This is a genomic window from Streptomyces sp. (assembly GCF_035645055.1).
Lineage (GTDB): Bacteria > Actinomycetota > Actinomycetes > Streptomycetales > Streptomycetaceae > Streptomyces.
Map to the genome: position 1 here is coordinate 73,839 of NZ_DASQNH010000007.1, position 23,776 is coordinate 97,614.

General features: G+C 74.6%; 20 protein-coding genes and 2 pseudogenes. 20 read left to right on the forward strand and 2 right to left on the reverse strand.

What is annotated here, in order from left to right:
- The first annotated feature begins 158 nt into the window (after positions 1–158).
- The 3 genes from VE614_RS02405 to VE614_RS02415 are packed head-to-tail and all read left to right on the forward strand — an operon-like array spanning position 159 to position 6,228.
- Complete coding sequence (locus VE614_RS02405) at positions 159–3,371, forward strand: hypothetical protein (protein ID WP_324931102.1); 3,213 nt, start codon at positions 159–161, stop codon at positions 3,369–3,371.
- A complete protein-coding gene (locus VE614_RS02410) occupies positions 3,368–4,072 on the forward strand; it encodes a DUF4255 domain-containing protein (RefSeq protein ID WP_324931105.1) in 705 nt (234 codons plus the stop codon). Before VE614_RS02405 ends, VE614_RS02410 begins: the two co-directional genes overlap by 4 nt.
- A complete protein-coding gene (locus VE614_RS02415) occupies positions 4,069–6,228 on the forward strand; it encodes an ATP-binding protein (RefSeq protein WP_324931108.1) in 2,160 nt (719 codons plus the stop codon). Before VE614_RS02410 ends, VE614_RS02415 begins: the two co-directional genes overlap by 4 nt.
- Before the next feature lie 20 nt (positions 6,229–6,248).
- Here the strand turns inward: VE614_RS02415 and VE614_RS02420 are convergent, their stop codons facing one another.
- A complete protein-coding gene (locus VE614_RS02420) occupies positions 6,249–7,571 on the reverse strand; it encodes a DUF4157 domain-containing protein (protein WP_324931111.1) in 1,323 nt (440 codons plus the stop codon).
- Between the two features lie 248 nt (positions 7,572–7,819).
- Between VE614_RS02420 and VE614_RS02425 the strand changes: the two genes are divergently transcribed.
- From VE614_RS02425 to VE614_RS02485, 13 genes are all read left to right on the forward strand, one after another.
- Positions 7,820–9,379 (forward strand): phage tail sheath family protein, encoded by a 1,560-nt coding sequence (locus VE614_RS02425; RefSeq protein WP_324931114.1) that lies wholly within the window; start codon positions 7,820–7,822, stop codon positions 9,377–9,379.
- Positions 9,380–9,428: 49 nt separating this feature from the next.
- On the forward strand, positions 9,429–9,869 hold the full coding sequence (locus VE614_RS02430) for a phage tail protein (RefSeq protein WP_324931117.1): 441 nt from the start codon (positions 9,429–9,431) through the stop codon (positions 9,867–9,869).
- The gene (locus VE614_RS02435) at positions 9,866–10,360 is read left to right on the forward strand and encodes a hypothetical protein (protein WP_324931120.1); all 495 of its coding nucleotides are present in this window, start codon (positions 9,866–9,868) and stop codon (positions 10,358–10,360) included. The genes VE614_RS02430 and VE614_RS02435 overlap by 4 nt, the downstream gene beginning before the upstream one ends.
- Complete coding sequence (locus VE614_RS02440; RefSeq protein WP_164540787.1) at positions 10,357–10,515, forward strand: DUF6760 family protein; 159 nt, start codon at positions 10,357–10,359, stop codon at positions 10,513–10,515. The genes VE614_RS02435 and VE614_RS02440 overlap by 4 nt, the downstream gene beginning before the upstream one ends.
- A 1,135-nt stretch (positions 10,516–11,650) precedes the next feature.
- The gene (locus VE614_RS02445; protein ID WP_324931127.1) at positions 11,651–13,738 is read left to right on the forward strand and encodes a hypothetical protein; all 2,088 of its coding nucleotides are present in this window, start codon (positions 11,651–11,653) and stop codon (positions 13,736–13,738) included.
- Between the two features lie 92 nt (positions 13,739–13,830).
- Positions 13,831–14,256, forward strand: coding sequence for a phage tail protein (locus VE614_RS02450; protein ID WP_324931130.1), 426 nt, complete (start codon positions 13,831–13,833; stop codon positions 14,254–14,256).
- 53 nt (positions 14,257–14,309) lie between these two features.
- Complete coding sequence (locus VE614_RS02455) at positions 14,310–15,032, forward strand: LysM peptidoglycan-binding domain-containing protein (protein WP_324931133.1); 723 nt, start codon at positions 14,310–14,312, stop codon at positions 15,030–15,032.
- Positions 15,029–16,852 (forward strand): VgrG-related protein, encoded by a 1,824-nt coding sequence (locus tag VE614_RS02460; RefSeq protein WP_324931136.1) that lies wholly within the window; start codon positions 15,029–15,031, stop codon positions 16,850–16,852. Before VE614_RS02455 ends, VE614_RS02460 begins: the two co-directional genes overlap by 4 nt.
- Positions 16,853–16,993: 141 nt before the next feature.
- The gene (locus VE614_RS02465; protein ID WP_324931139.1) at positions 16,994–17,302 is read left to right on the forward strand and encodes a PAAR domain-containing protein; all 309 of its coding nucleotides are present in this window, start codon (positions 16,994–16,996) and stop codon (positions 17,300–17,302) included.
- Positions 17,302–17,736 (forward strand): GPW/gp25 family protein, encoded by a 435-nt coding sequence (locus VE614_RS02470; RefSeq protein ID WP_324931142.1) that lies wholly within the window; start codon positions 17,302–17,304, stop codon positions 17,734–17,736. Before VE614_RS02465 ends, VE614_RS02470 begins: the two co-directional genes overlap by 1 nt.
- Positions 17,736–19,709, forward strand: coding sequence for a putative baseplate assembly protein (locus tag VE614_RS02475; RefSeq protein ID WP_324931145.1), 1,974 nt, complete (start codon positions 17,736–17,738; stop codon positions 19,707–19,709). The genes VE614_RS02470 and VE614_RS02475 overlap by 1 nt, the downstream gene beginning before the upstream one ends.
- A 37-nt stretch (positions 19,710–19,746) precedes the next feature.
- Positions 19,747–20,310, forward strand: a complete 564-nt coding sequence (locus VE614_RS02480; RefSeq protein WP_324931148.1) for a phage tail protein — start codon at positions 19,747–19,749, stop codon at positions 20,308–20,310.
- A gap of 472 nt (positions 20,311–20,782) precedes the next feature.
- Complete coding sequence (locus VE614_RS02485; RefSeq protein ID WP_324931151.1) at positions 20,783–21,502, forward strand: NADase-type glycan-binding domain-containing protein; 720 nt, start codon at positions 20,783–20,785, stop codon at positions 21,500–21,502.
- 37 nt (positions 21,503–21,539) lie between these two features.
- On the opposite strand, the pseudogene VE614_RS02490 reads toward VE614_RS02485, so the two are convergent.
- Positions 21,540–21,905, reverse strand: a pseudogene (locus tag VE614_RS02490) (UTRA domain-containing protein); the annotation flags it as partial.
- Between the two features lie 286 nt (positions 21,906–22,191).
- On the opposite strand from VE614_RS02490, the gene VE614_RS02495 reads away from it, so the two are divergent.
- The 4 genes and pseudogenes from VE614_RS02495 to VE614_RS02510 form a co-directional block, all read left to right on the forward strand.
- On the forward strand, positions 22,192–22,581 hold the full coding sequence (locus VE614_RS02495) for a type II toxin-antitoxin system RelE/ParE family toxin (protein WP_324931154.1): 390 nt from the start codon (positions 22,192–22,194) through the stop codon (positions 22,579–22,581).
- 9 nt (positions 22,582–22,590) lie between these two features.
- Positions 22,591–22,941 (forward strand): helix-turn-helix transcriptional regulator, encoded by a 351-nt coding sequence (locus VE614_RS02500; RefSeq protein WP_324931157.1) that lies wholly within the window; start codon positions 22,591–22,593, stop codon positions 22,939–22,941.
- 304 nt (positions 22,942–23,245) lie between these two features.
- Entirely contained in the window at positions 23,246–23,485 is a 240-nt protein-coding gene (locus VE614_RS02505; protein WP_324931160.1) for a hypothetical protein, read from the forward strand.
- A gap of 53 nt (positions 23,486–23,538) precedes the next feature.
- Positions 23,539–23,776, forward strand: a pseudogene (locus VE614_RS02510) (replication initiator); the annotation flags it as partial.

The window sequence follows — 23,776 nt, forward strand, 5'->3', positions numbered from 1 at the left end:
CGGGCCGGTCCGGCCACGGCCGGGAACGCGCGCTGCCCGAAAGCGCACCGCACGCTTCCCCCGGGTATGGCCCCGCCGCCCTGCCGCACCGCGCGCGGCCTGCCCCAGGGTGGCGGGGGCACATCCGGATGCCGCACCAGACTGCGAGGGGGACCGTGATGGGAACCGCTGGCCCCGGCGGGCGGTACCGCCTGGGGCGGTTCGGCGCGTCGTTGCTGCTGCTGATCCCGCTGCTCGGGGTGATCGTGGTCGCGGGGCAGGACAGCGCCCGGCCCGCGCCGCGGGTGGCCGACGCCGCGGACACCCGGATCGCCTACGCCGGCACCCGGCACCGCAGTCTCGGCGAGGTCGACACCACCACGTCCAGCACCCCGCTGTTCGGCGCGGGTCCGGCCCACTTCGACGTCCAGCCGTCCGCCCTGGGCGACCAGCTGGTCTTCGCGAGCCGCCGCGACGAGCGGAAGCCGCAGATCTACCTGCGGTCCGCCGACGGTTCCGTACGCCGCCTCACCAGCGGCATGAACGCGGCGCACCCCCGGCTGACACCGGACGGCCGGGCCGTGGTCTTCGACTCGGCCGAGTCCGCCCCGGCCGGCGGGACCCAACGCGACCTGTGGCTGGTGCGCACCGACGGCACCGGCCTGACACGGCTGACCGACACCCCCTCCGACGAGGAGTGCCCGACGGTCTCCCCGGACGGACAGCGCCTGGCGTACTCCAGCGACAGCGACCCGTCGGCCGGACAGCAGATCTACGTACGGCCGCTGGCCGGCGGCACCGCCACCCGGATCACCGGCCCCGCGAACGGCGCGGCCACCGAACCGGTGTGGAACCCGGTCGACGACGACGCCCACCGGGACCTCATCGCGTACACCGCCACCGGGCCGAACGGACCCCGGCTGCGGGTGACGGACGGGACCGGCGGGAGCATAGACGGGCCGCTGCTCGGCGGCGCGCAGGCAGAGTGGCGTGCCCACGGGGCAGCTTGGCTGCCCGACGGAGACCAGGTGCTGTTCCTGAGTCCCGAGATCACCTGTGAGTGCGAGGGCGACTGGGACCACGTGTTCCGGACGCCCGCGCACTCCGCCGCCACTCCCGGGCTGGTCCTCGACGAGGACCGGGAGGTCCTGTCGCCCACGTGGTTCGGCCCGCTCGACGGCGGCCGTGCGGTGGTGGAGCGCACCTCGGCGTCCGGCCCGCACGTGGCGACCCTGCAGGACGTCCGGACGGACGGGGCCGACCCCCGCGACCTCGGGCTGACGATCCTGGAGGAGGACCCGGCGGCCGACACCAACACCGACCCCGCCGAGGACCCGCTCTTCCGGCCCGCGGCCGGCTACGACCCGTGGACCGAACGGCAGAACTACACGCCGGACGGCCGCCGGATCGTGGTGACCCGCTTCGAGGGCGCCCGGGAGGACCGGGTCGAGCGGATCTGGACGGCGGACGCCGACGGCTCGAACGCGGCGGTCATGCCGCTCGCGGGACGCGGCCCGAAGGACTGGGACACCGATCCGGCGCTCTCCCCGGACGGCAGGCACCTCGCCTTCACCCGGATCTCGCCGGGCCGGGTCGGAGAGGCCGCGGGACCCAGCCGCATCCTCATCGCGGACGCCGCCACCGGCGCGATCACCGGCGAGATCACCCCGCCGGCCGGGCAGCTCCAGGGCCAGGACGCCCAGCCCACCTGGTCCTCCGACGGCACCACGCTGGCCTTCACCCGCAACCACGTGATCGACGGGAACGGCGGCAACAAGCACATCTGGACCGTGCCCGTGAACGACCTGGGCCGACAGCGCGACCTGAGCGCCGAGATCTGCCCGGCCGGCTGCCAGGTCATCGACGACAGCCCGGCGTTCTCCCCGGACGGGCGGAGCATCGCCTTCAACCGCAAGAGCGGCGGCGGCCGGATCGACGAGCGGAACGGCATCCTCCTGACGTCCCCGTCGGGCGACGCGTGCCAGGTGCTGCTGCCCGCCGCCGCCCGCGACCTCCCCGGCGCCTGCGGCCGGGAGCTGCCGGACACCTCGGCCACCGGCCCGCACCAGCCGCGGGACGCCGCCTGGACGGCCGACGGCACGGGCCTGGTGTTCAGCGCCCGCGCCAGGGTCGCGGTGAACAGCCCCGAGAAACTGAAGATCCTCGACATCGAGTCAGGCGACCTCCTGCCCCTCACCAACGGTCTCCCGGGCCGGCAGAAGGAACCCAGCGTCCAGCAGTCCGTGGACCTCGCGGTCCAGGCACCCGGCACCGTCGCCGGGGTCACCGTCGGCCGTTCCACCACGGTCCGCGTCGACGTGGTGAACAACGGCCCCGCCGCCTCACCCGGCACCCGGCTGACCATCGCGCCGCCGACCGGTGTCCGCGTCACCGGGCTGACCTGGCCCGGCGGCACCTGCGACGCCGCCTCCCTCCAGTGCGATGTCGGCGTGGTGCCGCCCGGCACCACCGTTCCGGTGGACGTCACCCTCACCGGGGTCGTCCCCGGCGACGCGCCGGTCGACTGGTCGGTCACCGGCACCGTCCTGGACCCGCGGCCCAGCGACAACGCCGGCCGCACGGTGGTGCCGGTGCGCGAGGCCACGCCGCCGACGAGCCCACCGCCCACGCCCACACCGCCCACGCCCACACCGCCCACGCCGCCGGCCTCCCCGCCGCCCACGACCACGCCGCCGGCCTCCCCGCCGCCGGCCGGCACCGTGCCGCCGCAGCCGGACGAGCCCGAGGCGGGACCCGGGGTGCGCGTCACCGCCCAGCCGAACCCCGGCTACGTCGGCGGGCGGGTCGTGGTGACGTACTCCGTGCGCAACGGCCGCGACGCGCTGGCGACCGGCCTGCGGCTGCGAGTCGGCCTGCCCGAGGGCATCCCGAACAGCGGGCCGCCGGCGGGGTGCGACGCCTCCTGGGTGTGCGCGCTGCCGGACCTGGAGCCGGGCGCGAGCACCGTCGTCCGGGTCGTCCTCAGCCCCGACAAGGCGCTGACCGGCCGCGTCACCGGCGACCTCGCCACCACCGGGACGGACGCCGACCGGAGCGACAACACCGCCCGGCAGCGGCTGCGCATCCTCCAGCCGCGCATCGTCGCGGTGCCGGAGATCGGCAAGCCCGGCTTCGTCACCTCCGTGCGCGGCGAGGACTTCCCGCCGGGAGTGCCGGTGCGGTTCACCTGGAAACCGGGGATCACCGCGGCGGCGGCGCCGACCGTGCCGAAGCCGGACGGCACGTTCACCGGCCAGCTGCTCATCCTCGCCAAGGACCGGACCGGGCCGCGCGTCATCACCGCCAGGGGCGACGGGTTCTCACCGGTGAGGACCGACTTCCTGGTGGTCAGCGGATCCGTGCAGCCGCCGGACGAGGTGACCCGCCGGTGATCCACGAGGTCGATGAAGGGCTGCGCCGGCTGCTCGGCGAATCCGGCCTGGCCGCATCCGGCGTCGAGGTGGTCTTCGACGCCCCCACCCGGGACTGGGCCGCGCGGCGCAGCGCACCGACGGTCTGCGTCTTCCTGTACGACATCCGCGAGGACGCCGCCCGGCGCGGCAGCGGCGCCGGGGAGGTGTACGACGCGGACGGGCACCTCGTGGCGCGGCGCACCCCGCCACGCTGGTTCGAGCTGACCTATCTGGTCACGGCTTGGGCGAGCCGCCCGCAGGACGAACACCGGCTGCTCTCGCAGGTGCTCGCCTGCCTGGTGGCCACCGACACACTGCCCGCGCGGCTGCTCACCGGCACGCTCGCCGAACTGGGCCTGACCGTGGCACTGGACACCGCCGGGGCGGCGGCCGACGTACCGGCCGCCGCCGACGTGTGGTCGGCGCTCGGCGGCGAGCTGAAGGCGTCGCTCGGGGTGCGGGTACGGGCACCGCTCGCCGGGCTCACCACGGCCGTCGCGCCGCCGGTCACCGAAGGGCTCCTCGTGCGCTCCGCCGCCCGGCGCGAAGGCGGGGAAGCGGAGCCGGGGCGCCGGCTGCGCTACCTGGAGACGAGCGATCCGGGCCCGGAGGGCTTCACCGGTCCGCGCGAGCGGGGGGCCGCCCCCGCCCGGCGCCGCCGGGGGGACCGCCAGCCATGACCCACACCACCGATCCGGCCGTCCGCGACCACCCCGAGGCCGAAGCCGCCGCCCGGCCCGGTGCCGGCGCCGGCGTCCTGGCGGGCGCTGGACCTGCCGACGCCGATCCCCTGTGGACGCGTCTTCGCGCGGTCGAGGAGCGGGTGCGGCACGCGGTGGCGGTTCGGCGTGCCGCCGACCCCGACCCCGACGACCCGTACCGGGGCCAGTACCTCACGCCCGGGGCGGCGGCCCGCATCCTGGACGAGCCGGGTGGACTCGACGTACCCGCCCACGAACCGTGGCGCCCGCCGGCCGGTTCCGTCCTCGGCGGCCTCGCCGCGCGGTTCGGGCTGTCGCCGCTGGACCTGGATCTGCTCCTGGTCGCGGTGGCGCCCGATCTGGACGCGCGGTTCGAGCGGCTCTACGGCTACCTGAACGACGACCTGACGCGCCGCCGGCCCACGGTCGGGCTCGCCCTGGAGCTGTGCGGGCTCGCCGGGGCGGCGCCCGGCCGGTTCCGGCTCGCCCCCGGAGCACCGCTGGTCGCCGGTGGCCTGGTGGAGGTCACCGAACCGGAACGGCCGCCGCTCTCCCGTGTGCTGGCGGTCCCCGACCGGGTCACCGCGCACCTCCTGGGGAACGCGCGGCCCGACGCCCGGCTCGCCGGCGTGCTCGACGAGGCCCGCGAGGACCCGACCGCCGAGCCCGCGGACGTCGCCCGGACGGCGGCCGCGGCCGGGACCGGCACGGGCCTCGTCCACCTGCGTGCCCGGGGCGGCGACGCCGAGGGCCTGGCCACCGCCGCCCTGCGCGCGGCGGGCCTGAGCCCGCTCGTCCTGGACGCGGCGGCGCTCGCCCAGCGTGCCGGCGACGTGCCGGAGCTGGCGAGGGTGGCCGCACGCGAAGCCCGCCTGACCGGTGCCGGGGTCGTCCTCGGCCCGCTGGAGGCGCTGCCCGCGGAACCCGCCGAACGGGCCCGGACCCTCAGGACGTTGTGCACGGCGCTGCGGGGGATCCCGCTGCTGACGCACGGCACCGTCGGCTGGGACCCGGCCTGGGCGGCCGACACCCCCGTCGTCCTGACCGTGGCCGCGCCTTCTCCCGAGCGGCAGGCCGCGCGCTGGCGGCACGCCCTGGAGCGGGCCACCGGCGACGGCTCGGCCGACGGCTCCGTGACCGGCGACGCCGAGGCGCTCGCCCGCGCGGTGGCCGCACACCGCCTGGACTCGGGGCAGGTGCGCCGCGCCGCGGACGTGGCCGTGCGCACGGCCGCCCTGGCGGGCCGCCCGGTTCGCCCCGACGACCTGCGCACCGCCGTGCGCGCCCAGAACGGCGCGGGGCTCGACCGGCTCGCCCGCCGGGTGGAGCCGGCCGTCGGCTGGGACGATCTGGTGCTCCCGCCGCTCACCCACCGGCGGCTGCGCGAACTCGCGCTGCGGGCCCGGCACCGCGATCAGGTGCTCGGGCAGTGGGGGATGCGGCCCGGCGGCGGGCGGGGGCGGGGCGTGATCGCGCTGTTCGCGGGCGAGTCGGGCACCGGCAAGACCATGTCCGCCGAGGTCGTCGCGGCGGATCTGGGCATGGACCTGTACGTGGTGGACCTGTCCACGGTCGTCGACAAGTACGTGGGGGAGACCGAGAAGAACCTGGAGCGGATCTTCACCGAGGCCTCGGCGGTCAACGCCGTGCTCCTCTTCGACGAGGCCGACGCGATCTTCGGCAAGCGCTCCGAGGTGAAGGACGCGCACGACCGGCACGCCAACATCGAGTCGGCGTACCTCCTCCAGCGCATGGAGTCGTTCGACGGGATCGCCGTGCTGACCACCAACCTGCGGGCCAGCCTGGACGAGGCGTTCACGCGCCGCCTGGACGTGGTGGCGGACTTCCCGGTGCCGGACGCCGGCCAGCGCCTCGCTCTGTGGGAGCGGTGCCTGGGCGGGCGTCTGCCCCGGGCCGGCGACCTGGACCTCGCCTTCTGCGCGGACCGCTTCGAACTGGCCGGCGGCTCGATCCGGGCCTGCGCGGTGACGGCGGCCTACCTCGCGGCGGAGTCCGGGGAGCCGCTCACCATGCGTCAGGTGGTGACGGCGGTCGCCCAGGAGTACCGCAAGCTGGGACGGCTGATCCTGGAGAGCGAGTTCGGGCCGTACGTGGCGGTGGCCGTGGACGTCTGAGGCGCGGGCCGCGCGGTCGCTCAGGCCCCCAGGGCGGGCCGGATCACGACCGTCGTGGCGCTGACCCCCTCGTAGTACATCTCGTCACCGGTCCAGTAGCCGTGGAACGAGGCCCCCCCGCCGTTGACGGTGTACATCCGGGCGGCGGCGTCTTCCAGCTGCTCCTCCTCGCCGGCGAACGCCTCCAGGGTGACGCAGTCGTCACCGTCCCGGGCGACCACCGCGGCGGCGTGGAACTGGCTCATCTCCCGGTCTCCCGGCTTCAGCGCGACGATGACGAACGCCTGGTTCACCTGGGGGTCGGCCGCCTCGTCCCGGGCGTGCCGGAACTGCCTGGCCATCCTGCGGTTGGTCTCGTCCTTCGGCGCCCCGAAGAACTCCTCGCGGTCGCCCTTCGCCTTGCTGTTGGTGTCGATCACGCTGGCGTCGACGCCGTGCTCCAGACTGCGGACCCGATTGTTGATGATCTCCTCCGCCACGTGCAGGCACTGGTTGAGGACCGGCCCGCCCAGCGAGTACCGGTGGTACGTCGCAGCGCCCAGCTGCGTCTGCGCCCCGTCGTCCACCAGGGCGGGCGCGATTCCGGTCCGGGCGTCGTCGCGTACCCAGATCACCGGCGCGCCGTCCTGGATGGCGAACGCGCCGGAGTTCGAGATGCGCATCTCGCCCATGCCCGGCACCTGCTGGTCGGTGAACCTCTGCACCGACCCGGTCGCCCGGTCCGGCTCCGTGCCGTGTTCCGCCGCCCGTTCCCGTGACGCGGCGGGCGCGGGCCCGGCGAGGACACGGCGGGCGTTGTCCTCGGCGGCCCGCTCGAAGCGGTCGGACGGATCGCTCACCCGCAGCCCGTCGCCCCTGTCGGTGCCCGACACCGGGCCCTGGCGCTGCTGGACGACATGGGTGAGTTCATGGGCGAGGGTGTGCCTGTCGCCGCCGCCGTCACCGATCACGACATGGCTGCCGGAGGTGTAGGCGCGCGCTCCGATGGCGCGGGCCGAGCGGGCGGCGGCGGCGCCGGTGTGCAGGCGCACGTCGGAGAAGTCCGTGCCGAAACGGGACTCCATGTCCTGGCGCACCGGTGCCGCGAGGGGCTTGCCGGCCGAGCGCAGGACCTCGTGCACCCCGGTGTCCGACTCCTGCGGAGCGGACGCGTGGCGGGCGCGGCGGGCGATCATGCCGGTCGCCGCGGCGTTGCCCGCGCCGCGCTGCGCCGCGCGCAGCGCGTCGGCGGTGAGCGGGGGCGGTACGGCGGCGCCACCGGGGGACGCCTTTCGCCCGGCCGCGGGGCCGGGTGCCGTCCGCTCGTTCTCGGCCCGCTCGGCGCGCGACCTGGACGTCCGCATCTGCTGCCTCCTCGTCGACGCGCCCTCGGCGCGGCCCCCAGTGGACCGCGCGGGCGCGCGGGGCGTCCAGGTCCGTACGGGCAGAACGGGGGCAAGTCCGAGTGGCGGGGCGACGGTCGGCGCGGGCAGGGAAAGGCAGCGCCCCTGCCCCCGGTCGGGTCCGCGCGTACCTGTCGCCCCCGCCGACCCGCCGCGCAGACTCGGCCTGGACACAGGTGACCGACCCGCAAGGACCCGAAGGAGCGAGCATGCCGACGTACCTCACCCCGGGCGTGTACGTGGAGGAGGTGCAGTCCGGTGCCCGGCCGATCGAAGGCGTCGGCACCGCCGTCGCCGCGTTCGTCGGGTTCGCCGAGACCGGCCCGTTCCACACGCCGACGCTGGTCACCAGCTGGGACCAGTACACCCAGCTGTTCGGCGGCTTCACCGAGGGCACGTACCTGGCCCATGCGGTCTACGGGTACTTCGCCAACGGCGGTGGCGCCGCGTACATCGTGCGGATCGGTGGCTCCGCCGAGGACGCCTCCGCCCCGGCGGCCGGCGGTGACCGGGCGACGGAGCCGAAGGCGGCGCAGCCGGCGGAGCTGGGCGGCTTCCTGGTCGCGGCCCGCCCGGGCGCCTCCGGTCTGTCGGTGGAGATCGCCGACGCCGACGGCGAGAACCCGCCGGAGGACCGCTTCAAGCTCCTGGTCCGCCAGGGCACCCAGGTGGTGGAGACCTACGAGGCGTCCGCCCGTAAGAACGTCAAGGGCTACCTGGTCACCCAGGCCCGCTCCTCCAAGCTGATCGAGGTCACCGAGCAGCAGGGCGCCCCGCAGAGCAGGCCCGCCAACCAGACCGTGGCGCTGGCCGACGCCCCGGCCGCGCCCGCCGCTCCCGGCTCCGGCGAGGTGGCCCGTCTCGGACCGGCCGAATACGTCGGTGACGCCGGGGCCCGCACCGGGTTCGGCGGCCTGGAGACCATCGACGAGATCACCATGGTCGCGGTGCCGGACCTGATGAGCGCCTACCAGCGCGGCGACATCGACGCCGAGGGCGTGCGCACCGTGCAGCTCGCGGTGATCTCGCACTGCGAGCAGATGGGCGACCGGGTCGCGGTCCTGGACACCCCGCCCGGGCTGACCGCCCAGCAGGCGCGCACCTGGCGCAACGACGAGGCGGGCTTCGACTCCCGGTACGCCGCGCTCTACTACCCGTGGGTGCGGGTCTTCGACCCGGCCGCCGGCCGCAACACCACCGTCCCGCCGAGCGGTCACATCGCCGGTGTGTGGGCGCGCAGCGACGCCGAGCGCGGCGTGCACAAGGCGCCCGCCAACGAGGTGATCCGCGGCGCGGTGGACCTGGAGCTCCGGCTCAGCAAGGGCGAGCAGGACCTGCTGAACCCGATCGGCGTGAACTGCGTGCGGGCCTTTCCCGGCCGGGGCATCCGGGTGTGGGGCGCCCGCACCCTCTCCTCCGACCCGGCCTGGCGCTATCTGAACGTGCGCCGCCTGTTCAACTACCTGGAGGAGTCGATCCTCCTGGGCACCCAGTGGGTGGTCTTCGAGCCGAACGACGACCGTCTCTGGTCGAGCATCCGGCGCAACGTCACGGCGTTCCTCACCGAGGAGTGGCGCCGGGGCGCGCTCTTCGGCCGTACCGCCGAAGAGGCGTTCTACGTGAAGTGCGACCGCGACAACAATCCGCAGGAGTCCATCGACCAGGGCCGGGTCGTCTGCGAGATCGGCGTCTCGCCGGTCAAGCCCGCGGAGTTCGTGGTGTTCCGGCTGGCCCAGTTCTCCGACAGCACCAGCCTCATCGACGAGTGACCCCGGGACCGTGGAAGAACGGCTCCGCAAGGAAAGGTGACAGACAGTCATGGCAACGGGCGATGCTCTTTCCACCCATGTCTTCGGCGTGCAGCTCGGCGGCTACCTGGTCGAGTCGATCCAGGAGATCAGCGGGCTGACCGTCGAAGAGGACGTCGTCGAGATCAAGCAGGTCAGCGCCGAGGGCAAGCAGATCATCCGCAAGCAGCCCGGCGGCCGGCAGGCAGGCGAGATCACGATCACCCGGGGACTCGACCAGAGCAGCGAGTTCACCACCTGGATCAAGGAGACCCTGAACAACGGCGCCGTGAACGCCGCGCGCCAGAACCTCACCATCGAGATCAAGGACACCGAGGGCAACACGGTCCGCCGCATCCAGCTGATGCAGGGCTGGGCCTCCAAGTGGGAGGGGCCCTCCCTGAGGGCGGGCGAGTCCTCCGCCGCCACCGAGACCGTCACGATCGTGTTCGAGGAGATCATCGTCGAATGAGGCGCCGAACGGTGACGGCGGGCAACCTGGACGAGATCCTCCAGGCGACGGCGCCCGCCCCGGCGACCGAGCAGGCGGCGGCACCCCCCGCCGCCGCCCCGCCGCCACGAGAGGACCACGGGCTGCGCACCGAGTTCGAGTTCGAGCTGCCGCGCGGATACGTCGACGAGGCGGGTACGGTGCACCGCCACGGCGCGATGCGCCTGGCCACGGCGCGGGACGAGCTGCGGCCCCAGATCGACCTGAGGGTCAAGGAGAATCCGGCGTACCTGAGCGTGGTGCTGCTGAGCCAGGTGATCACCCGGATCGGCTCCATCACCGATGTGCACGCCGGGATCGTGGAACGGATGTACGCCACCGACGTCGCCTTCCTCCAGGACTTCTACCGCCGCGTCAACAGCGAGGGCCACACCCGGGCGGCGGTGACCTGCCCGCACTGCGAGGGCGGCTTCGAGGTCGACCTCTCGGGTGGGCGCCTGGGGGAATCGTGACGTACGCCCTTCCCCGGCTCCGGGAGGAGATCGCGTACGTCGCCTATCACTTCCACTGGCCACGTGAGGAGATCCTCGACCTGACCCACGACGAACGCCGGCAGTGGGTGGCCGAGATCGCCCGCATCAACACCCGTGTGAACGAAGGTGGCTGAGCGCATGGCATGGCGGGACAGACTGCGCCGCCGGGCCGCCGGGCCGATCGCCGCCGGCCCCTCGCGGCCGGCGGAGCGCGCCGGGGCCGAAGCGGGCGGTCCGTCCGGCGAGGACCCGCACCGGAGCGTGCCCGAGGCACCGGTTCCCGCCGTGCCCGGCGACTGGGACGGCGGCTGGCGCCGTACCCCGGCTCCGGTACTCACCGTCTCGCGGACCCCGCTCGGCGTCAGCGACGGCCTCGCCTTCCGGGCGGGCCTCGCCGCCTGGCAGAACCCGTCGTTCGACTCCGGCCTCGGCCACGCTCTGCTGCCCACGGCCCCGGCGGGCCTGGTGCGCGGCGTCACCCGCCCGGCCGCCCCGCACGCCACCCGGACCGGTGGGGGGCCGCTGCTGCTCCGGTCACTGCGGCCGGAGGGGACGGACGGGCCGCAGGACGGCGCGTCGGGCACCGGTGCGCCGGATGCCGGGGCCCCGGTCGGCGGTGCCCCGGTCGGCGCGGTCCGTCCGTCGGCCGGCCGAGCGCGGCCTGGGGCGCAGCGGTCCGGTTCGGCGTCATCCGGTTCGGCGTCGTCCGATTCGGCCTCGTCCGGTCGGATGCCGTCCGGTCGGATGCCGTCCGGTCCCGTCTCGTCCGGTCCCGTCTCGTCCGGGGAACCCGTGGTGGCGCGTCCCGGCAGCGACGGCGCCGCCGCGGGTAAGGGACGTCCGGACGAGGGGCCGCAACGCCGTGGCCTCACGTCCGCGGATTCTCCCGCCGTGCTCTCCGCGTCACCCTCCTCGTCACCTCCCGCCGTCCAACGGGCGGCGATGCCCGGCACCGGCCCGGTCGTGCCCTCCGCCGGCACCGGCCGCCGGCCGGCCACGCCGGAGATCCCGCTGGTGCGGCGAGTGTCGGTGGTCCCGGGCGCAGCCGCCGACCGAGCCACGGCCCGGCCCGGATCCGACGGGCCCGCGTCGACGACGCGGTCCGGCTTGCCCGAGCCGGACCCCGGACGCGCGTCCCGGCCGCCGTCCGGTACCGGGAGGCGTACCACCCCAGGCCCGGACGGCCGGCGCACCGCGACGGGGACGACCGGGCCACGGCCCGACCGGGAAGGCGGGGAGCCGGAGGCCTCCCCGGACTCCGGCGCCGACGTGTCCCACCCGGCCGTCCGGCTCCGCCCTGCGGGCCCCTCCCTGACCGTCGCCCGGCGCCCGGCCGGACCGGTGCGCCGCGTCCCCGCCCTGCGGCCCGCCACCGTCGAGGATCCCGGCGCCCCCTCCACGACGACCGCACCGGCCGGGACGAGACCGGCCGGGACGAGGGCGCGCTCGACCACCCCCGGGCAGGGCGCGGCCCCCCGCGCGCCGCTCGGCGCCCCGCTGAGCGAACTGCCCGCCACGGCGACGCCGTTGACCGAGGACGCCCCCGCCCCGCACCCCACGCCCGGCGCCAAGGCCGCCTCCGGCCCGGTGCTTCCCCTCGTCCAGCGCCGCGTGGAAGGCGCGACCGGCACCGAGGGCTCGTACGACGGCGCGGCAAGCCGCACGGCCCACGGCACCCCGGACGGCCCCGCCGCACCGGCCGGCACCCCGCACCGGCCCCCCGCCCGCACCGGGGCACGCGCGCGCGGCGGCCTGGGCGCACCGCTGCCCGCGCTGCCGCCGAGCGCCGGCCTGCCGGATGCCACCGCCTCCGGCCCGGACGGCCGGCGGGCTCCGGTACGACGGGACCGGGAGGCCCACGTCGCTCCGGTGCCGCCCACGACGGATCGCGAACGGACGCCCGCCGAGCGCGTGTCCCGCGCGACGGGAGACAACGGGGCGGACGCACCACTGCTGGGGACGGGTGACGTGCAGCGCCGCCTCGCGGCCGGCTCCTCCGGCGCGGACGCCTCGAAGCGCGGCCCCGCACAGAACGGGAACGGACCCGTGACGCCCCTGGTGGCGTCGTCCCCGGCCACCGCGCCCCAGGGCCCGGTGCCGGAAGCCGCCGCAGACGAGGCGGGCCCCGCGCGGAACGCGCGACGACCCGGCACGGCGTCCGGCGGCGGGCCGGGCTCCGACGGGCAGCGGCACCGAGTCCCCGCCGCCCCGGGCCCGCTCGTCGTCGCCCGGCGCGCGGCCGAAGGCACGGCGGGTACCTCGGGTGCTCGGTCCCTCGGCCCGGGAGCCCTCCCGGTGACCCGCTCGGCGGCGCACTCCGCTCCGGCGGCACCGCGTACCCTCTCCCTGCTCGCCGCGCGCCCGCTCTCCCTGAACACCCGGCCCCCGGAAGGGGCGGCACCGCCCGCCGCCCGCACCGGCAGCCGTCCCGTGGTGGCGGCCCGCTGGCCCGCCACCACGGCTGCCGCCCGCACCGACCCGGCCCAGTCGTCGGCCTCTCGCGCCGGGGCACCGGTTGCTGCCCGGACGGCCCCCGCCCAGCCGCCCGCCTCCCGTTCCGGGATACCGGCTGCCACCGGGATCGCGCCGGCACAGCCGCCCGCCTCCCGTTCCGGAGCACCGGCTGCCACCGGGGCCGTCCCGGCACAGCCACCCGCCACCCCCTTCGACTCCGACGCACCGGCCGCCCCTCGGGACTACCCCGTGCCGCCCGCACGTGGGCCCGCGCGGCCGACGCCGGGCGGGCCCGCGGGCGCCCCGGCGAACCCGCCGATCCAGCGGGCCGCGGCCGGCCACCGCGGACCGGAGGACCCGGGCGTACGGCCCACCGGCTCCGCGGCCTCCGTTCAGCGCGTCCCGGTCGTCCGGCCCGCGCCGTCCCACCCGGAGACTCCCGGGCCCGGGGCGCTCCCCCCGTCCGCGGCGGTACCGGCGCGGCCCCTCCCGGTGACCGCCCCGCAGGCACCACCGCTCGCGGACCGCCCGCCGGCCACGCCGGCGCCGGCAACGGCGGGAACCGCCCCCGTGGTCCGGCGCAAGAGCGCCGGGCCCGGCGGCGCGTCCGGCGCGACGGCGACCTCGGTCCAGCGCACCGGCTCCGGCGCCGGTGACCGCGTATCCCCGAGCGTGCCCGCCGAGGCGGGACCGGCGCGCGGCGGCCCGCGGCCGGCGTCCGCGTCCGCCACGACGTCCGCCTCCGGCAAGGGTGCGGCCCGGCGGGCCGAGTCGGCGCCGGATCCCGGCCTCGACCTGGACGACCTGGCGCGCCGCCTGCTCGACCCGGTGGCCCGGCTGCTGCGCGCCGAACTGCGGCGCGGCAGGGAACGCACGGGCCGCCCCCACGACGGACGCCGCTGAGGCCACGGGACGGATGAGGTCAGGGAACCGATGAGGTCAGGGAACCGATGAGGTCAGGGAACGGATGAGGTCAGGGAACGGATGACGGACCAATGACGGACAGCATCTTCGCGACGAGCGTGTTCTTCCGGCTCGCGATCGGCGGCAACGACCTCGGCGCCTTCCACACCTGTTCCGGCATGGGTGCCGAGGTCGAGATGGAGAGCTACGCCGAGGGCGGCAACAACGGCTTCACCTGGCAGCTGCCCGGGCGCGTGACCTGGTCGAACATCACGCTCACCCGCCCGGTCACCGCCGACACGGCGAAGATCGGCCGCTGGCTCGACGAGACGCTGAAGCGGGTGGAACCCAAGGACGGCGAGATCGTGGCGCTGAAGCCGGACCTGACCCGGATCATCAGCTGGCAGGTGTTCGGGATCGTCCCGGTGCGCTGGCAGGGGCCGTCCTTCGACCCCGCCAGCTCGGAGCCGGCGGTGGAGACCCTGGAGATCGCCCACGAGGGTCTGCGCCCGTCCTGACCCACCTCATCAGCCGCCCCGCCACGCGTTCACTTCGGAAAGGAAGTCCCGGCATGTCCCCAGCGGTCCGCTCCAGCCGGGCCAGGGCCCAGCTGACCCTGAAGGAGCCCCCCGCTTCGGTCGGCGCGAAGCCCGGCGGGACGATCGCGCGGCTCGACCTGCAGTTCAACCCTTCCACCCTGGAACTGCGCAAGACCACCGAGTGGCGGCGTTCCCCCTCCCGGATGGCGGAGCAATCGGCGCTGCCCGAGTTCGTCGGCAGCGGCCCGCGCGAGCTGAGCCTGGAGGTGTTCCTGGACGCCACCGCCACCCACGACAACTCCGTGGAGCAGGCGGTGGAGAAGCTGATGAAGGCGTGTGTGCCGACCCCGGCCAGCCTGGGCCGCAAGAAGCCGGCCAGCCCGTGGGTGCGGTTCGAGTGGGGCACCGCGCGGACGACCTCGTTCGACGGGGTGCTCTCCAGCCTGTCGGTGACCTACACCCTCTTCGACGTGGACGGCAAGCCGCTGCGGGCCACCTGCGCGCTGTCGATCGAGGAGGCGAGCGTCGATCCGCCGGGCCAGAACCCGACGTCCGGCGCGCGCACCGCCCGCAGTACGCACACCGTGGTGGCGGGCGACAGCCTGGCCCTGCTGGCCTGGCGGGAGTACGGCGACGCGACGGCCTGGCGGGTCATCGCGGAGGCGAACGGAATCGACGACCCGATGGCGCTCGTGCCCGGCACCGAACTGGTGGTGCCGGGGCTGCGGGACGCGGGCGGTGAGGAGGAGCGGTGACCACACCCGAGGGACGGGGCGGCCGGTCGTTCGCGGCGGACCCCGTCATCGAGACGCCCGCCGAACTTCCGCCGGTATGGGCCGCCCAACTGGTCGGCTGCGTGGTGGACGAGAACGTGGGCCTGCCGGACGCGGCGCAGCTCACCTTCCGTGACCCCGACCACGAGTTCCTGGGGGCGACCGGCATCACCATCGGCACCCCGCTCAGGGTGTCGGTGGTCACCGTGTCCGGGCAGGCTCGCGAGCGGCTGTTCGACGGCGAGGTGACGGCCCTGGAGGTGGACCGGGACCGCACGGGCTCGTTCACGGTGGTGCGTGCCTACTCCCGGGCGCACCGCCTCCAGCGGGGCCGGAAGGTGGTGGCGTACCGGAACATGACGGCGGCGGCGATCGTCCGCAAGGTGGCCGCCGGGGCGGGGCTGGCCTGCGGGACCGTGGAGGCCGCGCCGGTCACCTACCGGCAGCTCTCGCAGGCGAACGTGTCCGACTGGGACTTCCTGCAGTACCTGGCGGCCGAGAGCGGCGCGCAGGTGCGCGTCGACGACAAGGGGCTGCTCCAGTTCACCCGGCCGCGCAAGGCGTCCGGGGCGCCCGCGCCGTCGACCTCGGCCGCCCGGGACCCGATGGTGCTGGAGTACGGGCGGAACCTGCTGGCGCTGCGGGCCTCGCTGTCGGCCGCGGCCGGCGCGTCACAGGTGGAGGTGCGCGGCTGGGACGTCACCACGAAGCGGCCGCTGGTGGCCCGGCAGCCGTCGGTGGACAGCGACACGGTGGTGCCGGGCCTGAGCCCGGCGTTCGCCGCCCGGTTCGGCAGGTCGGCGAAGCTGACCGTCACGGACACCCCGTACCGCACCCAGGCGGAGACGACGGCGGTCGCGGACGCGACGGCCGCCCAGGTGAGCGCGGCCTTCGGAGAGCTGGAGGCGGTGGCGGAGGGCAACCCCCGGCTGCGGGCGGGCAAGCCGGTGGCGCTCGGCAACGTCGGGCAGGCGTTCTCGGGCAAGTACACGGCGACGGCCGTGCAGCACGTCCTGGAGCCGCACGGCGGGTACCGGACGACGGTGTGGGTGAGCGCCAGCCCGGACCGCTCCCTGACGGGTCTGGTCACCGGCGCCGGCGCGCCGAGCCACGGGCCGCGCATGCCGGGGCTGGCGATCGGCGTGGTGACGGACGTACGCGAGCCGGGCGGCGCCGAGAGCGGCGCGGTGAGGCTGAGGTTCCCCTGGCTGGACGACACGTACACCACCGACTGGGTGCGCACCGTGCAGTGGGGCGGCAGGGGCGGCGGAGGCGTGGTGAGCCCCGAGGTCAACGACGAGGTCCTGGTGGGCTTCGAACAGGGCCTGCTGGACAGCCCGTACGTCATCGGAGGGCTCTACAACGGCGTCGACAAGCCGTCGCCCCACGACGTCCCGCTCATCGACAGGACGACCGGCCAGGTCAACCGCCGCTCCGTCGTGTCCCGTTCGGGCCACCGGGTGGAGCTGCTGGACGCGAGGGCACCGGGTCCGTCCGGCGTCAGGCTGACGACCGGTGACGAGCGCCTCGAAGTGTTCCTGGACGACCGGCGGGACCGGATCGAGCTGACGGTGTACGCCAAGGGCCGGCAACCCCTCACCTCCGTCCTGCTCGACAGGCAGGGCATCACCCTGGACGCGGGACGGGGCGACGTGAGCGTGTCGGGCCGGAACGTGGACATCCAGGGCCGGGTCGGGGTGAAGGTCGGCGGCCGTTCGGTGAGCGTCACCGGCAGCTCGGACGTCACCGTCGACGGCGGCCTGCTGGGCGTTCTGAAGGCGAAGCTCATCCGGATCAACTGACCCCGCCCGCCCCGGCCTTCCCGCTCCCCGGCTTTCCCGCTCTCCGGCCCTTCCCGCTCTCCGGCCCTTCCCGACTCACCTTCCTTCCCGATCCCCGGACCTCCCGGTTCCCCGATGTCCCGATTCCCCAAGGAGCAACGCATGCCGGCCGCAGCCCGTACCGGTGACCCCACCGACCACGGCGGTGTGATCGCCACCCCACCGCCCGGCGCCGCCGCGGCCGTGGCCCGCGTGCTGATCGGCGGCCGACCCGCCGCCGTCGTGGGCAGCCTGCACACCTGCCCGGTGCCGCCGCACGCGGCCACGGGCCCGGCCAACGTGGTCCTGCCCGGCCCGGCCGCGGCCACCGTGCTGATCGGCGGGGTACCGGCCGCGCGGGCGCGCGACCGGACCGCGTGCGGCGCGATGATCCTGACCGGTGCCCCGAACGTCCTGATCGGGGGCGTGTGATGAGCGAGCGGTTCATCGGGCGCGGCTGGGCGTTCCCGATGCGGGTCGGGCCGACCGGCGGGATCGCCATGGTCGAACGGGAACGGGAGATCGAGGAGGCGATCCGCCTGGTACTGGGCACCGCACCCGGCGAGCGCCCCATGCGCCCGGAGTTCGGCTGCGGCATCCACGACTACGTCTTCGCCCCCGGTGACGGCGCCACCGCCGGACGCATCGCGCAGCAGGTGCGCGAGGCCCTCGAACGGTGGGAGCCGCGCGTCGCGGTGGACGACGTGGTGGTCGCCTTCGACGCCGTCGAGGACGGCACCCTCTACATCGACGTGCACTACACCGTGCGTTCCACCAACGACCGGCGCAATCTGGTCTTCCCCTTCTACACGATCCCCTCCGAGGCGGGGGCCCCAGCGGGGGCCGAGGACGGGGGCACGGACTGATGGCCCTGCCCTCCCCGAACCTGGACGACCGGCGGTTCCAGCAGCTCGTCGACGAGGCGAAGCGGTACGTGCAGCAACGCGCCCCCGAGTGGACCGACCACAACGTCTCCGACCCGGGCGTCACCCTGATCGAGACGTTCGCGTACCTCGTGGACCAGCTGCTGTACCGGCTGAACCGGGTCCCGGACAAGAACTACACCGCGTTCCTCGACCTGCTGGGCATCCGCCTCTTCCCGCCGGCGGCGGCCGTGGCCGAGGTCGACTTCTGGCTGTCGGCGCCGCAGCCCGACACGGTGGCGCTGCCCGCGGGCACCGAGGTGACCACCGCGCGCGGCGAGACCGACGAGGCCGTGGTGTTCGCGACCACGGACGAACTGCGGGTCCTGCCCGGCGAGTTGATCCGCCTCGTGACCGCGTACCGTACCGGTGAGCAGACCGACCGGACCGGAATGCTCGCCGAAGGCCGCGACATCCCCTGCTTCCAGGCCACGCCGGAGCCGGGTGACGCGCTGCTGTTCGGCCTGCCGACGGCGGTGCCCCGCTGCATCGTCGCCGTCCGCCTGGACAGCCGCGTCGAGGGAGTCGGCGTGGACCCGCGCCAGCCGCCCCTCGTGTGGGAGGCGTGGGACGGCGGCGGCTGGCGGGTGTGCGAGACCGGCCCGGACACCACCGGCGGGCTGAACCGTCCCGGTGAGGTCATCGTGTACGTACCGGCCGGGCACACGGCGTCGGTGATCGGCGGGACGCGCGCCGGCTGGCTGCGCTGCCGCGTCACCGAGGCGGAGCCGGGCCAGCCGTTCTACTCGGAGTCCCCCACGGTGCGCGAGGCGGCGGCCTTCACCGTGGGCGGCACCATGTCCGTCGAGCACGCCGAGACCGTGACCGACGTGCCGCTCGGCACCTCGGAGGGCGTCGCGGGACAGACGTTCCGGCTCGGCCGCCCGCCCGTCCTCCTCGACGGCGAGCCCCCCGCGGTGGAGGTGTCCTCGGCCGAGGGCTGGCAGCGCTGGGACGTGGTCGAGCACTTCGGCCGCTCCGGCCCCGACGACCGGCACGTCCGGGTGGACGCCACCACCGGTGAGTTCGCCTTCCCCCCGGCGCTGCGCGAGCCGGACGGCTCGCTGCGGCAGTGCGGCGCCGTCCCGCCCAAGGGCGCACAGGTGCGGGTGGCCCGCTACCGCACCGGCGGCGGCCCGGCGGGCAACGTGGCCCGCGGCGCGATCTCCGTGCTGCGCAGCTCCGTTCCGTACGTCGCCCGGGTCACCAACCGGGAGGCGGCGCGCGGGGGCGTCGCCGGGGAGACCGTCGAGAACGCCAGACTGCGGGCCCCGCAGGCGCTGCGGATGCAGGAGCGCGCGGTGACCGCCGAGGACTACGAGATCATCAGCCGCCGGGCGGCGCCCTCGGTCCGCCGGGTCCGCTGCCTGCCCGCCGCGGACGGCGAGGGCGCGGTACGGGTGCTGGTGGTGCCGGACGCGGTGGCCGACGAGGGCGACGACCGGCTCCGCTTCGAACAGCTGATCCCCTCGGACCAGGTCCTCGAAGCGATCACCACGAGCCTCGACGAGCGACGCCTGATCGGCACCCGCGTGGTGGTGGAGCCGCCGGTCTACCAGGGCGTCACCGTGGTGGCCCGGCTCGTGGCGGCGCCGGGCGACACCGACGCGGTGCGCGAGGCCGCACTCGACGCGCTGTTCCGGCACCTCAACCCGCTGCGCGGGGGGCCGGACGGCACCGGGTGGCCGTTCGGGCGGCCGGTGCAGTACGGGGAGGTGTTCGGCGTGCTGCAACGCGCCACCGGCAACACGCTCGTGGAGGAGATCCGCCTCTTCCCCGCCGATCCGATCACCGGCCGGCGCGGCGCGCCGACGGACCGCATCGACGTGGCCCCGGGCGCGCTGGTCTTCTCCTACCAGCACCAGGTGGTCGTCACGGCGGCCGAACCGGGAACCGGGGGAGAGGTACGGAGATGACCAGCGCCGCCACCGCCGCGGAACCGGAGGCACCACGATGAGCCGCGCCGCCGTACCCGGCCTGCCGAGCAGGTACCCGATCGGCGAGCAGTTGCCCGCCCTGTACGCCGACGACGACTTCGCACAGCGGTTCACCGCCGGCCTCGACACCGTCCTCGCCCCGGTGTTCGCGACCCTGGACAACCTGACCGCCTACCTCGACCCCCGGGTGGCCCCGGCCGACTTCCTGACCTGGCTGGCGTCGTGGGTGGGCGCCCCCGACGACCCGCAGTGGCCGGAGGAACTGCGCCGCGAGGCGGTCGTCCGCGCGGTGGAGCTGCACCGGTGGCGTGGCACCGCACGCGGCCTGGTCGAGGGCCTGCGGCTCGCACTCGGCGTGCACGCCGAGGTGTCCGGGGACGGCGGCGCGGCGTGGTCGGGCACCCCCGGCGCCGACCTGCCGCCGAAGTCCCCCACCGGGCCCCTGGTCCGCGTGTGGCCTGGCCGCGCGGCACGGGTCGACCCGGACAGGGTGCGCGAGATCGTCCGGGCCATGTGCCCGGTGCATACCGTCTGCCGGGTGGAGATACTGCCCGGCCCGCCCGCCGACGAAGGGAGGTGACGCCATGCGCGCATGTCCCTCGTGCGGGGCGTCCAACGGCCCCACGGACGACTTCTGCGGCAACTGCGGCGCGTACCTGGGCTGGTCGGACACGAGCCCGCCCCCCGGTACGTCCCCGGAGCCCCCGGCCGCACCGGACCCGACCCCTCCCCAGGCGGCCGAGCCGGCGCCCGCCGCACCTCCCCGCACCGCGTCGTCACGGCCCCGGCCGACGCCCCGGAACCGCGGGGAGACGGGGGAGCCGAGTACCACGACCACGGCGGGATCACCGGGGGCCGACGACGAGGGGCGCGGCACCGCCTCGGGCCGGGAGAGGACCGGGAGCGCCCCGCCCCGGCCCGAACCGGACGAAACCCGCCCCGAGCGTCCCACTCCCTCCCCGGCACCGGAGCCCTCCGGCTCCGCGGACGCCGTGCTGCCCGTACGCCCCGCGAGGCCGATGGCCCGGCGTCCCGTCGTACGACCGGCGGCGGTGGCGGTACCGGACGAAGGGGCGGGCGTGCCCTGCCCCGCCTGCGGCGCGCTCAACTCGCCGGACCGCCGGTTCTGCCGCCGCTGCGCGACCGCGCTGAACGCCGCCCCGAAGCCCGCTCCACTGCCGTGGTGGCGGTCCGTGTGGCCACTGCGCCGCCGGGTGCGGGCCGGCTCGGGCCGGGCGGCGCGCCTCCTGATGACCCTGGCCGTGCTGGCGGCTCTGTGCGCGGGCGGCCTCCTGCTGCTGCCCGCCGGACGTGCCTTGGTCGAGGACACCCGGGACAAGCTGAGCAAGGCCAAGCCCGTGACCCCCGTGGCCGTCGAGGCGAGCGCCGGGGTACCCCGGCACCCGGCGACGAACACCACGGACGGGCTGAGCAACCGCTACTGGGGCGCGCCGGCACCGGGCGCCTCGGTGACCTACACCTTCCGCAAGCCGTTCCGGCTGGTCGACCTGATCATCACCAACGGCGCGTCCAAGTCTCCGGAGTCCTACGCCCACCAGGCACGCGCGCTCCAACTGAACCTGGAGGTGACGACGCGGGACGGCGAACGCCACCACAGGAAACTCACCCTCAGCGACAAGCCGGGCCCGCAGACGTTCCCGACCCCCATCAGCGACGTGAAGACGATCCGCCTGGTCCTCCGTTCACCCGTCGGCCTCACCCCGGGCCGCCACCTGGCCCTGGCGGAGGTGGAGTTCTTCGCCCGAAGCTGAACCCGAACCCACCCCGCCTGGGGAAGAAGGCGGTGACTCAATTGCCGGTGGCGGCAGTTCGTGTACCTGCGTCGAAGTCGTACTCCAGGACGTAGGAGGCGGCGTCCAGCGTCATCTCGTTGACCTCGACGGGCTGGCCCTGGTCCGTGAAAGCGGTGCGGCAGATGAGGATGACCGGAGTGCCCGCGGACATGCTCAGCTGTGCCGCCTCGTCCTTCGACGGCATGCGTGAGCGGATCTCTTCGCGGAAGTGCACGGGCTCGTATCCGAGTTCGGCGAGCCTGGCGTACGTTCCGCCTGGTCCGGTGTCCTCCTGGGTGAGGGCGGACCCGGCGACCAGAGCCATGGGAAGGTAGCTCGTTGCGAGCAGGACCGGCTTGCCGTCCAGGCCCAGTCGACCTCTGGAGGTAAGCGGTGCGTGCGTGCCGTCACCTCATCCCGTGGGCGTCATTCGAGGCGGTTCGACGGCCGAAACCGGCACTGCCGCGTTCGCGGCGGCAGGAGTAAGGAGTGTGCGCGGATGAGCTTCCTGATCGACCGGTACGCCGTTGTTCGCGCGTGGCGTGAGCTTCTGAGCATGATGAGAAATTCAGGACCTCCCACCCGGCGTGGTGGTTCATGAGAGCCATGTTGGTGAGCCCAGCGCCGGACCAGTCGGCTTGCCGCTGTTTAAGGAAATCCTTAAACTGATGACGCTGGTGTCGAGGGGAGTCGTCTTGAGCTGGGCGATCAAGGTCACCGATGAGTACGCGGAGTGGTTCAGGCGGCTGATCAAGGAGGACCTCGGTTCTGCCGCCCAGATCGCCCAGGCCGTCGCCGCCCTACGTGACGCAGGCCCCACCCTGGGGCGTCCCCTCGTGGACCGGCTGAAGGGATCGGAACTGCATCACCTCAAGGAGCTGAGGCCGGGGTCAGGCGGCCGGTCCGAGATCCGGATCATCTTCGCCTTCGATCCGACCCGTTCAGCCCTGTTACTCCTCGGGGGCGACAAGGCAGGAAACTGGGAGCGCTGGTACCGCGACAACATTCCTCTGGCTGAACAGCTCTACCGCGACTACACCGGTGACACGGAGGACTGAGGAGTAAGCATGCCCGAGAAGACCCCGCAGGACTGGGAGACCCTGGAGCAGGAGCTGTACTCGGCCGGCGTGGACCCCGCTGAGGTGGAAGCTGGTTCGCGTCGTCTGCTGGCGGAAGCCCGTGGGCATCAACTCGCTGAGGCGCGCAAGCAGTCCGGGATGGCCCAGAGGGACGTGGCTGCCCGTATGGGTGTGAGCATCGCTCGCGTGTCCCAGATCGAGCACGGTGAGGTCGCCACTCTCGATGTCATCGCACGTTACGTCGAAGCGCTCGGCGGCAGGTTGGACTTGGTTGCCGACTTCGGTGATCACACGCTGCGGATGCCGGCAAGTGGCGATCAGGGCAGCGCGGCGGCGTAGTTGGCCCGAAGGCTTTGCGTGCGGTGATGCGACGAACCGTCCGGCAGCGTTCCTCGGGGAACGGCAGGCTGGCTCCTCCTGCTCGATCCTGCCCTCGATTGACGCGAAACCGCAGGTCAGCAGGCGTGCGCTGGCGTGAGAAGTAGTGACTGGCGGGTCTCAACCAAGCGCCCACGCCCTCCGCGTGCCCAATCTTCGAGTGCACGCGGGTCCGGCCTGACGTGGGGGCCCGGCATCACGGGCTCAGCGCCTCTGATATGTGCGCACTGCTACCGGAATGTTCACTTCGCTGGCAGGAGATCTCATGCCCACGGGCCCGAAGCACCAACGTTTTATCTTCGTCGAGTTCAGCGAAGAGGGGCAGGAGAGCGGCTATTGCGAGGATTGCCGTTGCATGATCGGCGAAGACCATGACGGCGACGGAGGCAGCGAGTCGCTAAGCGTGCATGACGCGGCAGACATCTGGCTGTCGAACGGGATGGACGAGGACTACACGTTCGGCTACAGCGAGTCTGAGTTGAGGCGTGCCGCCGGTCTGAGCTGACCTACGACTCGCTGCGTCGACCGTCAGCCCACGCACTGGCCTGCGTGCCGCTCCCGGACAAGACCACCGGCGAGCCCCTGCACCACTACACCACCGCCGATGAGCCCGGCGGACGCCTCCGTCTTGCCTGCGGTAACCGCCGCGCCTCGCGCTGCCCGGCCTGCGCCTGGACCTACGCGGGCGACACGTACCACCTCATCCGCGCCGGCCTCGCCGGTGACGACCGCCGAGACATCCCCGCCACTGTCCGGGATCACCCGCGCGTCTTCGCCACCCTCACCGCACCCTCGT

What these genes read in the sequence shown, in the direction of transcription:
- VE614_RS02405 (WP_324931102.1), top strand. Translation starts at nt 159, where the DNA reads ATGGGAACCGCTGGCCCCGGCGGGCGGTACCGCCTGGGGCGGTTCGGC.
- VE614_RS02415 (WP_324931108.1), top strand. Translation starts at nt 4,069, where the DNA reads ATGACCCACACCACCGATCCGGCCGTCCGCGACCACCCCGAGGCCGAA.
- VE614_RS02420 (WP_324931111.1), bottom strand. Translation starts at nt 7,571, where the DNA reads ATGCGGACGTCCAGGTCGCGCGCCGAGCGGGCCGAGAACGAGCGGACG.
- VE614_RS02425 (WP_324931114.1), top strand. Translation starts at nt 7,820, where the DNA reads ATGCCGACGTACCTCACCCCGGGCGTGTACGTGGAGGAGGTGCAGTCC.
- VE614_RS02430 (WP_324931117.1), top strand. Translation starts at nt 9,429, where the DNA reads ATGGCAACGGGCGATGCTCTTTCCACCCATGTCTTCGGCGTGCAGCTC.
- VE614_RS02435 (WP_324931120.1), top strand. Translation starts at nt 9,866, where the DNA reads ATGAGGCGCCGAACGGTGACGGCGGGCAACCTGGACGAGATCCTCCAG.
- VE614_RS02450 (WP_324931130.1), top strand. Translation starts at nt 13,831, where the DNA reads ATGACGGACAGCATCTTCGCGACGAGCGTGTTCTTCCGGCTCGCGATC.
- VE614_RS02455 (WP_324931133.1), top strand. Translation starts at nt 14,310, where the DNA reads ATGTCCCCAGCGGTCCGCTCCAGCCGGGCCAGGGCCCAGCTGACCCTG.
- VE614_RS02465 (WP_324931139.1), top strand. Translation starts at nt 16,994, where the DNA reads ATGCCGGCCGCAGCCCGTACCGGTGACCCCACCGACCACGGCGGTGTG.
- VE614_RS02470 (WP_324931142.1), top strand. Translation starts at nt 17,302, where the DNA reads ATGAGCGAGCGGTTCATCGGGCGCGGCTGGGCGTTCCCGATGCGGGTC.
- VE614_RS02475 (WP_324931145.1), top strand. Translation starts at nt 17,736, where the DNA reads ATGGCCCTGCCCTCCCCGAACCTGGACGACCGGCGGTTCCAGCAGCTC.
- VE614_RS02480 (WP_324931148.1), top strand. Translation starts at nt 19,747, where the DNA reads ATGAGCCGCGCCGCCGTACCCGGCCTGCCGAGCAGGTACCCGATCGGC.
- VE614_RS02495 (WP_324931154.1), top strand. Translation starts at nt 22,192, where the DNA reads ATGACGCTGGTGTCGAGGGGAGTCGTCTTGAGCTGGGCGATCAAGGTC.
- VE614_RS02500 (WP_324931157.1), top strand. Translation starts at nt 22,591, where the DNA reads ATGCCCGAGAAGACCCCGCAGGACTGGGAGACCCTGGAGCAGGAGCTG.
- VE614_RS02505 (WP_324931160.1), top strand. Translation starts at nt 23,246, where the DNA reads ATGCCCACGGGCCCGAAGCACCAACGTTTTATCTTCGTCGAGTTCAGC.